Genomic DNA, 14,391 nt, shown 5'->3' with positions numbered 1-14,391 from the left:
CGGGCGGATCTTCGTAACTGCGGAGAGTGCTACTTGAAGGAGAGCTCCGCGAAGTTCTCCTGCGTCAGCGGGGAGACCTTCGGGGGGTTGACGTTCTTGCCGAACGCGATGGCCGGCGGGGACGAGGCGATGGGGACACCCGGGAGGTAGTCCATGATCACTTCGTTGGCCTTCTTGTAGAGGTCCGAGCGCTTGGAGATGTCCGGCTCCAGCGAGGCGGCCTTCACCGCACTGAAGACCTTGTCCTCCTTGACGCCCCACTGCGCGTCGGGCTCGGCGAACCAGGTGCCGATGAAGTTGTAGCCGTCGTTGAAGTCACCGGTCCAGCCGAAGAGGTGGAGGGCGCAGCCGCCGGCCTCGACGGCATCCGTGTAGTCCGGGTTCCACTTCATCGGCTTCGGGGTGATCTTCATGCCGACCTTTTCGAGGTCGGCCTTCATCAGCTCGAAGAGGTCCTGCGGGTTCGGCATGTACGGCCGGGTGACCTCGGTCGGGTAGCAGAACTCGATGCTCAGGTTGCTCGCACCGGCCTTGGCCAGCAGTTCCTTGGCCTTCGCGGTGTCCTTGGGATACTTCTTCACGCCCTCGGAGAATCCGGCCACCGTGTCGGGCATGAACTGGGTCGCCGCCTTGCCGCCCTCGGGAAGCTGGGTCTTGACCAGGTTCTCCCTGTCGATGGCGTGCGCGATGGCCTGGCGCACCTCGGGCTTCTTGAGCGCCGGGTTCTTGCCCTGACTCATGCCCAGGTAAAGGATGTTGAAGACGTCACGGGTCGGCACCTGGAAGCCCGCGCTCTCCAGCGTCTTGATGTCGGCGGGTGCGACCAGGTCGTAGCCGTCGATGTCACCGGCCTGCAGCGCCTGGCGGCGCGCGTCGTCGGTGTCGAGCGTACGGAAGACGAGGTTCTTCACCTTCGCCTTCTCACCCCAGTAGCCGTCGAAGGCTTCGAGGGAGACTTCCTTGTTGCCCTTGTTCCACTTCGTGATCTTGTACGGGCCGGTACCGGCGACCGTGCCGGCCTCCTGGCTGTACTTGGGGTAGGTGATCGCGTCGCCCTTGGCGGTTGCTTCCTGGCTCTTGTAGGCCTCGATGGCCTTGGGGGAGTGGATGGCGAGGGCCTGGAGGGAGAAGCCGCCGGGGAGCTGTGCGGAGGGCTCGTTGACCTCGATGACGGCGGTGTTCTCGTCCTTCGCGGTGCAGGACTTGTAGTTCGGCTTCGGCGTCTCCTTGTCCTCGTTCTTCGCGAAGCCGCCCATGATCGTCTGCCAGTAGTACGTGACCGCGCTCGACTGGTAGGTGCCCTTCCAGTTGAACCAGTGGTCGTAGTTCGCGCAGACCGCCTTGGCGTTCAGCACCTCGCCGTCGTGGAACTTCACGCCCTTGCGGAGGCTGAAGGTCCACACCTTGCCGTCCGCGTCGCTCTCCCACTTCTCGGCGAGGCCGCCGACCAGCTTGCTGCCGCCCGACTCGTGTTCCAGCAGCGCTTCGAACGCCTGGCGGGTGACCCGGAAGCTCTCACCGTCGGACGCGAGCGCCGGGTCGAGGGAGGCAGGGTCGCCGGGGGCACCGAACACGAAGGTGTCCTTCTTGCCCTTGTCGTCACCGGTATTGCCGCGTTCGCTGGAGCAACCCGTCGCGATCAGGGCGACCGCAACGGCCGCCGTGATCGTCCGAACGCCTCGGGAATTCATTATTCGCATGGGCCCACCCCGGGATCCGCCATATGGAGAAGAGGTCTTGACCGGCCGAACACTACAGACGACTTACTAGGGGGAGAACAGTCCGCATAGCGGTGATACCGAGCTGAGACCCGGACACTCGCCAAACCGCATCGATACGGGACATCCGCGCCAACTGATTGGGTAGGCACCGGGGTTGAGCTGCGACTGGCCCGGTCCCGGTGGTGCACGGAGGGTGACGGCGCCGTCCCGTACGGACGGCCCGGCGGCCATCGTGCTGCGGCGGCTCAGTAGTTGCGTACGGGCGGGTAGCCGTACCCCGGCGCCCCGGTCGGGGCCGGGGCGTGCGCGTCGCGGTCGTAGAACGGGCGGGCGTTGGCGCGCAGCCACATGCCGACCGGGTCGTGCTCGTCGGTCATCGCGACGGTGGACACCGGCAGCCCGTCCGGGACGACGCCGATGGACTGCTGCATCATCGCCCGCACCGCCTCCACCGACTGCCGCCCGGTGTCGTACAGATCGAGGCCGATGGCGAGGTACGGGGCGCCGAGCGCCGGCTGCACCCAGGCGCGGCTGAGCGCCCGGACCGCCGGGGTGCGATGGGCGTGCTGCGACAGCTGGGCGTAGAACTGCGGGATGTCCAGGGCGGGTTCGGAGATCCGCAGGGGGCCGGCGGGCATCCGGTCGAGACCGGTGGCGATACGCCGCAGGTCGAGCCAGGGGATGCCGACGCCGCCGCCGGGGGCATGCGGGTTGAGCCAGACGCCCCAGCGGTCGGGGTAGAGCGCGCGGGCCAGGTCGATGCCGGTGGACACTTCGTACGCCCGGTTCCAGCCGCTCGCGGCGAGCTCCTGGGCGGAGGTGACGCAGGGCGCGTAACCGAAGCCGTCGACCTCCATGTTCCCGTACTGGGCGTCGGGGGATCCGGCGGTGCCGTGCCAGAGCAGCATCCACAGCTTGCCGTCACCGAGGGCGTGCAGCAGCGCCTCGTACGCGTCGAACCGCCCGGGGGTCACCTGGCGCAGCATGTGCTCGACCTGTCCGGCCGCCGCGGTGCCTGACGCGCTCACCCTGGGTCCCGCCCCTCTTCGATTCACCGTGTCGACACCGGCCACACTCGAACGGATCGCCCCCGTGTGGCGAGGTCATCCAACCAGCTTAAGCGGCAGCGCTGACACCGGGCCGTTGTCCGCACCGAAGTCTTCGGTCCTCTCCGTGAACCGGGGCGGAGGCGGTGCTCCCGCGCGGCGGGCCCGGTGCTTTCCCGGCCGGCACGCGGCCCCCCGGCCCCGGCTCGGCGCTCTCCGCGCGCCGGCGGCCGTTTTCCCGGTCCCGGCTCAGTTCTCCCTCTGGTAGAAGGGCCGCACCCGCTCCAGCATCCAGTCGGCCACCGGGTCCTGCGCCATGTCGAGCAGCAGCAGGTGCACGGGCCACGGCACGGACTCGCGTCCCAGCGCCCGGCCCAGCGCGTCCATCGGCGCGTTGCGGTCCGCGGCCTCCCACGACGACAGCTGTACGCCGACGAACAGCTCCGGCTCGCCGCCCTCCACGCTGGCGAGCGTCCGGCGCGCGGTCACGACGGTGCCACTCTGCTGGAACTCGCCGGCCGCGGCGGCCAGGAAGTCGACCGGTTCGTCCTGCCAGTCCGGTTCGAAGAGCCGCACCCGGCCCCCGGTGGCCGGCCCGTCCAGCGGCGTACGTCCCGCCCTGCACAGTTCGGCGACGGCGGGCGGTGGCAGCGGCACGCCGACGGCGCCCTCGGGGTTCACCACGATGCCCAGCTGCGGCGGCAGCCCGCGGGCGAACTGCACGGCGGGCGCGACCGCGAACGGCATGTGAGGGCCGGCGACCTGGCGGAACTGCTGCTCGGAGCTGAAGACGGGGACGTACGCCTGGCCGTCGAGTTCCGTGGTGGGCAGGTCGAGGGGGCCGCTGTCGGGACCGCCGCCGTTGGGCAGCGGGACCCACAGGGAGCTGCGGGCCAGGACCTCGACGATGCGGGCGCCGGCGGTGGGACTGCCCAGGGAGGCGAGGAGCACCTCTTCGAGCTCGTTGCCGGGCCGGCCCGCGTCCGGACGGTGCGCGTCCTGTGCTCCGCCCGCCCCCGGCACGCCGTACGGATCCGGTGCCCCGTACGGGCCGGGCACGTCGTACGAGCCAGGTGTCCCGTGCGGGCCGGACGCGCCGTACGGGCCCGTCCCCGCTCCGTCGTACGCGCCGTTCGTCTCCGGTATCTCCACGGACCGTTCCCCTTCTCGGCTTCCACCCGCTGCCATGCTGCGCGAACGAGCCTAGCCGGGGCCCGGCCGCCCCCGGCCCCGCACCCCTCAGGCCCCCTCGAAGCCGATCTCCCGCAGGGCTGCCGCCGCCTCCCGGTCCAGCAGGACGGCCGAGGCGCACCCCGCGGGCAGCCGTTGGCTCTCAGCGTCGCGCACCAGGGCGCCGACGGCCTTGCGGTGCCGGGCGAAGGCGTAGCCGGACACTCCGCGTCCGCGCTCGCGCTGTCCGTCCCTGGCCACCTCGGGAGCCACGTCCAGCAGGACCAGACGCAGCCCGCGGCCCCGCCGCCGCGCCTCGCGCGCCAGCCACCGCCGCACCCAGGCCTGCGTACCGCAGTCGTGCACGACGACGCTCGCACCGGAGCGCAGCACGCTCCGCAGCCCCGCGTAGTGCGCGAGCCGCACCAGCGGCCGGTAGAGGGCGTAGGGAATCCGTCCCGGCACCCGCTCGGCCCAGCGCTCCCGCACGTCCTGCGAGTCGATCGTCCGCACGCCGGTCGCCGCGCGCCGGATCAGGGTGGACTTGCCGCTGCCTGGCAGCCCGGACACCACCACCACGTCACCCGTCGTGAACATCAGCCGGCGCGGGCTGCGCCCCGACCGTTCCCTGAGATCGCGGACCACCGGGGCCGGGCCCGGCCGCACCGTCCTCGCTCCCGCCGGCAGGCCGGCCTCCACCCCCGCCGTGGCGACCCCGCATGCCAGACCGCTGGACTGCTGCAACGCCCTCACCCCTCCCCCTGCCGGGTACACCCTCACCCTTGCCCATGAAGTGTAAAGAAAAGGCAATGCGGGACAAGCGATTTGCCGACGTGGGGGGGCGTGCAATGATGTGCGCGCCAGGCACCCCCTGCGCACCACCCAACTTCACAACGGCCGAATGAACCCGCGCGGGAGAGTTCGGGGCAGCAGTGCCCCGGACGCCGAAGGAGCAAGCTCCTCCCTTGAATCTCTCAGGCCCCGTACCGCGCGGGCGAGGCAGATCTGAAAAGCGGGCCGCCCCGGGCGGCCCCACCCAAGGTGCAAGCCGGACGCACGCGGATGCGGCGGCGAACCTCTCAGGTTCCGATGACAGATGGGGAGGACAGTCCTCGTCGTCATGCCCTGGGAGTCTTTCCTCATGAGCACCGCTGCCCCTCGCAAGACCGCCCTCGACGCCCTGCACCGCTCCCTGGGTGCGACCATGACCGACTTCGCGGGCTGGGACATGCCGCTGCGGTACGCCTCGGAGCGCGACGAGCACAACGCCGTCCGTACCAAGGCCGGGCTCTTCGACCTGTCCCACATGGGCGAGATCACGGTGACCGGCGCGCAGGCCGTCGAGCTGCTGAACTTCGCCCTCGTCGGCAACATCGGCACCGTGGGCCCCGGCCGCGCCCGGTACACGATGATCTGCCAGGAGGACGGCGGCATCATCGACGACCTGATCGTCTACCGCCTCGCCGACGCCGAGTACATGGTCGTCGCCAACGCCGGCAACGCCCAGATCGTGCTGGACGCCCTGACGGCCCGCGCCGAGGGCTTCGACGCCGTCGTACGGGACGACCGCGACGCGTACGCCCTGCTCGCCGTCCAGGGACCCGAGTCCCCCGGGATCCTGAAGTCCGTCACCGACGCCGACCTCGACGGCCTCAAGTACTACGCGGGCCTGCCCGGCACCGTGGCCGGCGTCCCCGCGCTGATCGCCCGTACGGGCTACACCGGCGAGGACGGCTTCGAGCTGTTCGTCGAGCCGCAGCACGCGGAGAAGCTGTGGCAGGCGCTGACCGAGGCGGGCGCGGGCGCCGGCCTGATCCCCTGCGGTCTCTCCTGCCGCGACACGCTGCGCCTGGAAGCGGGCATGCCGCTGTACGGCAACGAACTCACGACAAAGCTCACCCCCTTCGACGCGGGCCTGGGCCGGGTCGTCAAGTTCGAGAAGGACGGCGACTTCGTCGGCCGCGGCGCCCTGGAGGCGGCCGCCGAGCGGGCCGAGTCCGCGCCGCCGCGCAAGCTGGTGGGCCTGATCGCCGAGGGCCGCCGCGTCCCGCGCTCCGGCTACCAGGTCGTCGCCGACGGCCGCGTCGTCGGCGAGGTGACCTCGGGCGCGCCCTCCCCGACCCTGGGCAAGCCGATCGCGATGGCGTACGTCGACGCCGCGCACGCGGCTCCCGGCACGACGGGCGTCGGCGTCGACATCCGTGGCACGCACGAGCCGTACGAGGTCGTGGCGCTGCCGTTCTACAAGCGCCAGAAGTGACGCACGCCGCATCGTCGGAGGCGTACGCCCGTCTCATCACGTAAGACCCTGTTCCTCAGCACCCCCCCGCATCCAGGAGAATTCAGCCATGAGCAACCCCCAGCAGCTGCGTTACAGCAAGGAGCACGAGTGGGTCGCGACGTCCGAGGACGGCGTCGCGACGGTCGGCATCACGGAGTTCGCGGCCAACGCGCTCGGTGACGTCGTCTACGCCCAGCTCCCCGAGGTCGGCGACACGGTCACCGCGGGCGAGACCTGTGGCGAGCTGGAGTCGACGAAGTCCGTCAGCGACCTGTACGCCCCGGTGACCGGCGAGGTCACGGAGGCCAACCAGGACGTCGTGGACGACCCGTCGCTGGTGAACACCGCCCCGTTCGAGGGCGGCTGGCTGTTCAAGGTGCGCGTCACGGAGGAGCCCAAGGACCTGCTCTCCGCCGACGAGTACACCGCGCTTTCCGGCAACTGAGAACGCCGGCACCTGAAACGCCCGAACCCTTAGGGACTCGTCTGATGTCGCTTCTGAACTCCTCCCTCCACGAGCTGGACCCGGACGTCGCCGCCGCAGTCGACGCCGAGCTCCACCGCCAGCAGTCCACCCTCGAAATGATCGCCTCGGAGAACTTCGCCCCGGTCGCGGTCATGGAGGCCCAGGGCTCGGTCCTCACCAACAAGTACGCCGAGGGCTATCCGGGCCGCCGCTACTACGGCGGCTGCGAGCACGTCGATGTCGTCGAGCAGATCGCCATCGACCGCATCAAGGCGCTCTTCGGCGCCGAGCACGCGAACGTCCAGCCGCACTCGGGTGCGCAGGCCAACGCCGCCGCGATGTTCGCACTGCTCAAGCCGGGCGACACGATCATGGGCCTGAACCTGGCCCACGGTGGTCACCTGACCCACGGCATGAAGATCAACTTCTCCGGCAAGCTCTACAACGTGGTGCCCTACCACGTCGACGAGTCCGGCGTCGTGGACATGGAGGAGGTCGCCCGCCTCGCCAAGGAGAACCAGCCGAAGCTGATCGTGGCCGGCTGGTCCGCGTACCCGCGCCAGCTGGACTTCGCCAGGTTCCGTGAGATCGCGGACGAGGTCGGCGCGTACCTGATGGTCGACATGGCGCACTTCGCGGGCCTCGTCGCGGCCGGTCTGCACCCGAACCCGGTCCCGCACGCCCACGTGGTCACCACCACGACGCACAAGACCCTCGGCGGCCCGCGCGGCGGCGTGATCCTCTCCACCCAGGAACTCGCCAAGAAGATCAACTCGGCGGTCTTCCCCGGCCAGCAGGGCGGCCCGCTGGAGCACGTCATCGCGGCCAAGGCCGTCTCCTTCAAGGTCGCCGCCACGCCCGAGTTCAAGGAGCGCCAGCAGCGCACCCTGGACGGCGCCCGCATCCTCGCCGAACGCCTGGTGCAGCCGGACGTCACCGAGCACGGCGTGTCCGTCCTGTCCGGCGGCACCGACGTGCACCTGGTCCTGGTGGACCTGCGCAACTCGGAGCTGGACGGCCAGCAGGCCGAGGACCGCCTCCACGAGGTCGGCATCACGGTCAACCGCAACGCCATCCCGAACGACCCCCGTCCCCCGATGGTCACCTCGGGCCTGCGCATCGGCACCCCCGCCCTCGCCACCCGCGGCTTCCGGAACGAGGACTTCACCGAGGTCGCCGACATCATCGCGGAGGCGCTGAAGCCCTCGTACGACGTCAAGGCGCTCTCCGCCCGGGTCTCCGCGCTGGCGGACAAGCACCCGCTCTACCCGGGCCTGAAGTAACCCGGGCCGAAGCCGCACGGAACAGTTCCGTAGGCTTCACCTGTACGCCCAAATCCAGCAATACGTAAAAACGGGGCACCGCGCACACTGGACAGTGAGTGCGGTGCCCCGTCCCTTGCGCCTCATTGTCCGAGGCGCGCGGGGAACACGAAGAGCGCACCTGTTCCGCCCGACGGACAACGGCGTCCGCCACCCTTCTGAGGAGTTCTGCTGTGGCCATCTCGGTCTTCGACCTGTTCTCGATCGGCATAGGCCCGTCCAGCTCCCACACGGTGGGCCCCATGCGGGCCGCCCGCATGTTCGTGGGACGCCTGAAGAAGGACGGCCTGCTCGCCCAGACCACGTCCGTACGGGCCGAGCTCTTCGGCTCCCTCGGCGCCACCGGCCACGGCCACGGCACCCCCAAGGCCGTGCTCCTCGGACTGGAGGGCCACTCCCCGCGCACCGTCGACGTCGAGAACGCCGACGCCGAGGTCGAGAGGATCCGCACCTCCGGCCGCCTGCGCCTGCTCGGCACGGAGATCGGCCAGGCCCACGAGATCGACTTCGACGAGCCCAGCCAGCTGATCCTGCACCGCCGCCGCTCCCTGCCGTACCACGCGAACGGGATGACCCTCTTCGCGTACGACTCGGCCGGTGCCCCCCTGCTGGAGAAGACCTACTACTCGGTCGGCGGCGGCTTCGTCGTCGACGAGGACGCGGTCGCGGGCGAGAACCCGATCGTCCCCGAGGACACGGCCCTCAAGTACCCCTTCCGCACCGGAGACGAGCTGCTGCGCCTCGCGCACGACACCGGCCTGTCCATCTCCTCCCTGATGCTGGAGAACGAGAAGGCCTGGCGCACCGAGGAGGAGATCCGCGAGGGCCTCCTGGAAATCTGGCGCGTCATGCAGGCCTGCGTCTCGCGCGGCATGTCCCGCGAGGGCATCCTGCCGGGCGGCCTCAAGGTCCGCCGCCGCGCCGCCAACTCCGCCCGCCAGCTCCGCGCCGACGGCGACCCCAAGACCCACGCCATGGAGTGGGTCACCCTGTACGCCATGGCCGTCAACGAGGAGAACGCCGCCGGCGGCCGGGTCGTCACCGCCCCCACCAACGGCGCGGCCGGCATCATCCCCGCCGTCCTGCACTTCTACATGAACTTCGTGCCCAACGCCGACGAGGACGGCGTCGTCCGCTTCCTCCTCGCGGCGGGTGCCATCGGCATGCTGTTCAAGGAGAACGCCTCCATCTCCGGCGCCGAGGTCGGCTGCCAGGGCGAGGTCGGCTCCGCCTGCTCCATGGCGGCCGGCGCGCTCGCCGAGGTCCTCGGCGGCACCCCGGAGCAGGTCGAGAACGCCGCCGAGATCGGCATGGAACACAACCTCGGCCTCACCTGCGACCCCGTCGGCGGCCTGGTCCAGATCCCCTGCATCGAACGCAACGGCATGGCCGCGGTCAAGGCCGTCACCGCGGCGAAGATGGCCATGCGCGGCGACGGCAGCCACAAGGTCTCCCTCGACAAGGTCATCAAGACCATGAAGGAGACCGGCGCCGACATGAAGGTCAAGTACAAGGAGACGGCGCGGGGCGGGCTGGCGGTCAACGTCATCGAGTGCTGAGAAGCGGAATCACCCGTCGCCTCGCGCAGAGCCCCGGCCGCGGGTGCGCGAGGCGTCCTCCGGGGCGCTGAGCGCGGTGTCCGGGAAGCACCGGACGGCTCGGGCAGGCCGGCCTGCTCCCGGGCCCGCGCAGGGCACTCCGAGCCTCGTCCAGGGAACGCCGGGCCGAACTGTGGATACCTCCGGGCCAGTTGAGTAGCCGTACTCATGCACGCGTCGCATGCCGCAGCGCACGATGCGTGCATGACACCAACCGCCCCTGCCGTCCGGCTGCAACTGCGCCCCGCCCTGCCCGAGGACCTCGACTGGATCCATGAACTGCGGCACCGCGTCTACGCCGGGGAACTCGGCCAGCACGCGCCGCAGCCCGGCGGCCGGCTGCACGACGCGCTGGACGGCGACAACGTCTACCTCGTCGCGGCCCACGGCCGGAACCGCGTCGGTTTCGTCAGCCTGACGCCGCCCTGGCTCGGCCGCTACGGACTGGACAAGTACCTGACCCGCGACCAGTTGCCCATGCTGGACGAGGGGGGCGTCTTCGAGGTCCGCATCCTCACCGTCGAACCACGCGCGCGGTCCGGCGCCGCGGCGGCGCTGCTGATGTACGCGGCGCTGCGCTGGATCGCCTCCCGGGGCGGCCGACGCGTGGTCGCGATGGGTCGCACCGAGCTGCTCGGCATGTACATGGCCGCCGGCCTGCGTCCCGTCGGGCGCACGGTCCGCAGCGGGGCCGTCACCTTCGAGGTGCTGTCCGGCGAGGTGTCCGCACTGACGAGGGCCGCGACGACCCGGTACGGCACCGCACTGGCGCGCCTGCGCGCGCAGGTGGACTGGCGGCTGGACACGGACTTCGCGCCGGGCCCGGACGGCTGCGAGCACGGCGGTGCGTCCTTCACCGCCATCGGTACGGACTTCCGCACCCTGCACCGGCGTCACGAGGTCGTCGCGGCGGACGTGCTGGACGCCTGGTTCCCTCCCGCCCCCGGAGTACGGGCCGTGCTCGCGGAGGACCCCGGCTGGATCGCCCGGACCTCGCCGCCGACCGGTGCGGAGGGGCTGCGCTCGGAGATCGCGCGGGTACGGGGACTGCCGGAGGACACCGTCGTCACGGGCGCGGGCTCCTCCGACCTGATCTTCCGGGCGTTCGGCCGGTGGCTGACCCCGTCGAGCCGGGTGCTGCTGCTCGACCCGGGCTACGGCGAATACGCCCATGTCACCGAGAAGGTCATCGGCTGCCGGGTGGACCGGTTCCGGCTGCACCGCCAGGACGGCTGGCGGATCGATCCGGCCCTCCTCGCCGCCGCGGTCGCCTCGGCCCCCTACGACCTGGTGGTGGTCGTCAACCCGAACAACCCGACCGGACGGCACGCACCCGCCGCCGTCCTGCGCGCGCTGATCGCCGCCGCGCCCGCCCGGACCCGCTGGTGGATCGACGAGGCCTATCTCGGTTACGTCGACCTCACCGAATCACTGGCCCCTCTGGCCGCTTCGCACCCACGCGTGGTGGTTTGCACGTCACTTTCCAAGATGTACGCACTGTCCGGCGTCCGGGCGGCCTACCTGGTGGCCGAGCCCGCCACCGCCGCGGAGTTGCGCAGATGGACACCGCCGTGGACGGTCGGCCTCCCGGCCCAGCTCGCGGCCGTCGCGGCGCTTCGCGACCCCGCGCACTACGCGGAGAGCTGGCGCGTCACCCACTCGCTCCGTCATCAACTGGCCCTCGCTCTGGGCGCGGTGGACGCGCGGGCGGCGATCGAGGAGGGGGTGGCGAACTTCCTCAACGTCACGCTGCCGCCCTCCGGGCCGAGCGCAGCGCAGCTCGTCCACGAGTGCCGCCGCCACGACGTCTACCTGCGCGACCTGTCCCCGCTGTCGCCCCAGTACGAGGGGCGCACCGTGCGCATCGCGGTCAGGGGTGCGGCGGAGAACGCGCGCATCGTCGCCGCGTACGCGGCGGCCCTGGAAACACTGCGGCCGACGCGGCCCGCTCTGGTACCGGCACCTCCGCACGGCGAAGCCCCTGCCGGCGAGTCGGCCCGGTGATCACCGTAGCGTCCCTCGCGCCCCTTCTCGGCGGTGCGTTGCTCGTCGGCGGCATCGCGGCGGCGGCCTCCCGTCGGCGTGAGCTGATGCTCCGCTGGTGCTGCTGGGCGTGCGGGGTGCCCCTGGTCACCGCCGCGTTCTGGTGGGGGCGGCCCGGGACCGCACTCCTCGCGCTCGTGGTGTCGGCGATCGCGGTCGTGGAGTTCGGCGCCCTGCTGCGCCTGGGCAGGACGGACCGGACGGTGCTGGCCCTGGCGGTGGCGGGGGTGGTACTGACCGCCTGGCTCGCGCCCGGCCAGGAGCTCCGGGCAGCCGCGGTCGCTGCACTCGCGCTGGCGGCGGTGCCGCTCCTGACAGGGGACTCCGAGGACGGACTGCGGCGGTTCGGGGCCGGGCTGCTGGGTCTGGTCTGGCTGGGCGTCCTGGCCGCGCTGGTGCCGCTCGGGACGGCCGCGCTCGTACTGTTCCTGGCGGTGTCGGTGGCCGACATCACCGCGTACTTCGCCGGTCAACGGCTGGGTGGGCCTGGGCTGTCGCCGCTCTCCCCGGCCAAGCGGTGGAGCGGCACGATCGCCGGGGCCGGAGCGGGCCTCGGGGTACTGGCCGCCTTGTCCGCACTGAGCTGGCCCGCAGCCGTCGCGGTCGCGGTCGGCGGACCGGCCGGAGACCTCTTCGAATCCATGGTCAAGCGCGGCACGAAGGCGAAGGACTCCGGCCAGTGGCTGGCCGGTTCCGGAGGCCTGCTCGACCGGATCGACTCCCTCCTCCTCGCCCTCGCCGTCTTCCTCGTGCTCACCAGCTGAGGGACGGAGATGTTGCCTGGCCGACGGAGTTCGGCACTTGAGGTGGCAGCAACGCCGTACGGGCAGCAACAGAGAGTCGCCGCGACACCACGTCCGCCCCCGTGGCACACGAACCGCCATAAGCCGAATGCGCGCGAACCGGAGAACAGCCTGCCGAGCAGCACCAGGTTCTGCCGTCCGCCGTGCACTTCGTGACCGGCGCGCGCCGCTCCCACGAGCCCGAGGCAGTCCGCACTCGGCCGCCTGACCGACCACGTCGTTTCCGGCGGCCACGCCGGGCGGCCGTCCCGTGGCGAGCGGTGCGGACAGGACACACGTCCGGTCCGATGGCCCTGCCGCTCGTCCCGCGCTACTCCCGTGCCGGTAGGCCGCACCTGACCGCGTAGTCGCCGAGTGCCCTCTCCAGGAGCCCGAACACCTGCCGGGCGTCGTCGGCGATCATCGCGGCAATGCGGTCGTCCGGCTGGCCGTCCAGCGTCAGCTCCATGATCCGCTGGAACAACACACGCTCCGTGGAACCCAGCTGGGCCGCCACGGCTCGCGGACCGAGATCCCCCTCGGCCGCCCCCATCTCCGCCGCCAGCACACGGAAGAGCGCCTCCTCACGCCGGTCATGAAGGTCCCGCAGCCGGGCCGTGAGAGTGGGACTCTCCGTGATCATCCGCGTGAACGTCTCCCCCGCGAACCCGATCACCGGGTCCTTCCGCTCCACCCCGGTCAGGAACGCCCGCCGCAGCGCCTCCAGCGCGGACTCGCCCTCCCGCCGCCCCGCGACCGTACGGGCAAGCCCCTCGACGAACTCCTCCTGGTGATCGAACGCCAGGTCCTCCTTGCGGGCGAAGTAGTTGGTCACCGTCTTCTTCGCGACGCGGGAGGCCGCCGCGATGTCCGCGATGGTGGTCTCCTCGAAACCGTTCTCGATGAAGAGCCTGGTCGCATGGTCGGAGATGAGCTGCCGCGTCTCCTGCTTCTTGGACTCGCGCAGCCCCGTCGCCACTGCTGTCACTGTCCCGATCCCCTTCTCTCTGACTCATCGAGTCGACGACTCGTCCACAGGCCGCGTCCGACGACCGCTCGACTGTGGTGTCGCGCGAGCGCAGGTATTTTTACCCTCGACGTAACACTACCCTTGACCTAAATAAATTGTCGAGGCTATGTTACGTCGGTAGTAATTTTCGAGGGAGAGGCCGTCCATACGTGAACGAGTTCGACGCAGACACCGAGTTCGACCGCCAGGTCCAGACGCTGCTGAGCAAGGGCTACTCCACTCTGGCCGACCAGAGCGGTCTTCGGTTCCGCGAGCTGCTGGAACCGCTGCGCAAGCCGGTGCTGGAGCGGGCGTCGACCATGACCGCACCGACCGAGGACCGGGTTCCGTTCGTCCTGGTCGTCACGCGCGCCCTCGTACCGATCGAGGAGTCCGTCCCCCTGACCACCCTCGCGGGGAAACAAAAGCCCGGCGTCATTGAGCGCTACTACAAGCCGGGCGAACTGGACCAGTTCGTCGCGTTGAAGTCACTCTCCCTGCCCGACGAGGCGGTGTACGTCGTCTTCGACGTCGACCGTGGCGAGGAGTTCTGCGGCGTGGTCCCGCTGGACGCCATGGCAGCAGTCGCCGCACGCCACCGCACCGGCCTCACCATGGAGGAAGGCATCGCCCTCCTCACCCACTTCCCCGCCTCCCTTGCCAAGAACAAGTGCTATTCCCTCTCCGGAACCCGCCTCGGCGAGAAGGACAAGCGCGTGCCGGCGCTGTGGATCAGCAAGGGCGCTCCCAAGCTCGGTTGGTGCTGGGAGGGCAACCCGCACTCCTGGCTCGGTCTGGCCTCGGCAGGCTCGCGAGCAGGGGCAGTGTCCGCAGTAACCTCTCCGTGAACACAGACCCGTAAACGCAGAAAAGCCCCGTACCGGTATCCCCGGCACGGGGCTCTTCGCAATGATTGTTCGGCGGCGTCCTACTCTCCCACAGGGTCCCCCCTG

Annotated in this window: 12 protein-coding genes and 2 riboswitches; of the genes, 7 read left to right on the top strand and 5 right to left on the bottom strand. The window is 70.6% G+C overall.

All coding sequences use genetic code 11. The annotated features are described in order from the left end of the window. Positions 1-29: 29 nt before the first annotated feature. The 4 genes from HNQ79_RS23330 to HNQ79_RS23315 all read right to left on the bottom strand — a co-directional run bounded on the left by HNQ79_RS23330 (position 30) and on the right by HNQ79_RS23315 (position 4,681). Positions 30-1,700, bottom strand: a complete 1,671-nt coding sequence (locus tag HNQ79_RS23330; RefSeq protein ID WP_185034221.1) for an ABC transporter substrate-binding protein — start codon at positions 1,698-1,700, stop codon at positions 30-32. A 266-nt stretch (positions 1,701-1,966) separates the two neighbouring features. After that, positions 1,967-2,749: an enhanced serine sensitivity protein SseB C-terminal domain-containing protein gene (locus tag HNQ79_RS23325; RefSeq protein WP_185034219.1), complete on the bottom strand. Its 783-nt coding sequence runs from the start codon at positions 2,747-2,749 to the stop codon at positions 1,967-1,969. Positions 2,750-3,016: 267 nt separating this feature from the next. Next, positions 3,017-3,790, bottom strand: coding sequence for an enhanced serine sensitivity protein SseB (locus HNQ79_RS23320; protein WP_229923657.1), 774 nt, complete (start codon positions 3,788-3,790; stop codon positions 3,017-3,019). 216 nt (positions 3,791-4,006) lie between these two features. Then, complete coding sequence (locus HNQ79_RS23315; protein WP_373312602.1) at positions 4,007-4,681, bottom strand: AAA family ATPase; 675 nt, start codon at positions 4,679-4,681, stop codon at positions 4,007-4,009. Between the two features lie 158 nt (positions 4,682-4,839). Beyond that, positions 4,840-4,936: riboswitch (glycine riboswitch) on the top strand. Beyond that, positions 4,937-5,043, top strand: a riboswitch (glycine riboswitch). It abuts the riboswitch before it with no gap. Positions 5,044-5,078: 35 nt separating this feature from the next. Here HNQ79_RS23315 and gcvT point away from each other — a divergent pair. The 6 genes from gcvT (at position 5,079) to HNQ79_RS23285 (ending at position 12,411) form a co-directional block, all read left to right on the top strand. Beyond that, positions 5,079-6,197 (top strand): glycine cleavage system aminomethyltransferase GcvT, encoded by a 1,119-nt coding sequence (gene gcvT / locus HNQ79_RS23310; RefSeq protein WP_185034216.1) that lies wholly within the window; start codon positions 5,079-5,081, stop codon positions 6,195-6,197. A gap of 88 nt (positions 6,198-6,285) precedes the next feature. Next, entirely contained in the window at positions 6,286-6,663 is a 378-nt protein-coding gene (gcvH, locus tag HNQ79_RS23305; RefSeq protein ID WP_185034214.1) for a glycine cleavage system protein GcvH, read from the top strand. A 44-nt stretch (positions 6,664-6,707) separates the two neighbouring features. Then, positions 6,708-7,967: a serine hydroxymethyltransferase gene (gene glyA, locus HNQ79_RS23300; RefSeq protein ID WP_185034213.1), complete on the top strand. Its 1,260-nt coding sequence runs from the start codon at positions 6,708-6,710 to the stop codon at positions 7,965-7,967. Positions 7,968-8,179: 212 nt separating this feature from the next. Further along, entirely contained in the window at positions 8,180-9,565 is a 1,386-nt protein-coding gene (locus tag HNQ79_RS23295; protein WP_185034211.1) for an L-serine ammonia-lyase, read from the top strand. 243 nt (positions 9,566-9,808) lie between these two features. Beyond that, positions 9,809-11,608: a histidinol-phosphate aminotransferase family protein gene (locus HNQ79_RS23290; protein ID WP_185034210.1), complete on the top strand. Its 1,800-nt coding sequence runs from the start codon at positions 9,809-9,811 to the stop codon at positions 11,606-11,608. Beyond that, positions 11,605-12,411: a phosphatidate cytidylyltransferase gene (locus tag HNQ79_RS23285; protein WP_185034209.1), complete on the top strand. Its 807-nt coding sequence runs from the start codon at positions 11,605-11,607 to the stop codon at positions 12,409-12,411. Before HNQ79_RS23290 ends, HNQ79_RS23285 begins: the two co-directional genes overlap by 4 nt. A gap of 349 nt (positions 12,412-12,760) precedes the next feature. On the opposite strand, the gene HNQ79_RS23280 is transcribed toward HNQ79_RS23285, so the two are convergent. Further along, positions 12,761-13,417 (bottom strand): TetR/AcrR family transcriptional regulator, encoded by a 657-nt coding sequence (locus HNQ79_RS23280; RefSeq protein WP_185034207.1) that lies wholly within the window; start codon positions 13,415-13,417, stop codon positions 12,761-12,763. A gap of 191 nt (positions 13,418-13,608) precedes the next feature. On the opposite strand from HNQ79_RS23280, the gene HNQ79_RS23275 reads away from it, so the two are divergent. After that, positions 13,609-14,286, top strand: a complete 678-nt coding sequence (locus HNQ79_RS23275; RefSeq protein ID WP_185034205.1) for a DUF5701 family protein — start codon at positions 13,609-13,611, stop codon at positions 14,284-14,286. Positions 14,287-14,391: the final 105 nt, after the last annotated feature.

Source organism: Streptomyces candidus, from assembly GCF_014207445.1.
Taxonomy (GTDB): domain Bacteria; phylum Actinomycetota; class Actinomycetes; order Streptomycetales; family Streptomycetaceae; genus Streptomyces; species Streptomyces candidus.
Note: the sequence above shows the minus strand (reverse complement) of the source record. Positions and strands in the feature narration are given on the sequence as shown.

Excerpts from the sequence above, each read along its gene's own strand:
- HNQ79_RS23290 (WP_185034210.1), top strand. The coding sequence starts at position 9,809 with ATGACACCAACCGCCCCTGCCGTCCGGCTGCAACTGCGCCCCGCCCTG.
- gcvH (WP_185034214.1), top strand. The coding sequence starts at position 6,286 with ATGAGCAACCCCCAGCAGCTGCGTTACAGCAAGGAGCACGAGTGGGTC.
- glyA (WP_185034213.1), top strand. The coding sequence starts at position 6,708 with ATGTCGCTTCTGAACTCCTCCCTCCACGAGCTGGACCCGGACGTCGCC.
- gcvT (WP_185034216.1), top strand. The coding sequence starts at position 5,079 with ATGAGCACCGCTGCCCCTCGCAAGACCGCCCTCGACGCCCTGCACCGC.
- HNQ79_RS23330 (WP_185034221.1), bottom strand. The coding sequence starts at position 1,700 with ATGCGAATAATGAATTCCCGAGGCGTTCGGACGATCACGGCGGCCGTT.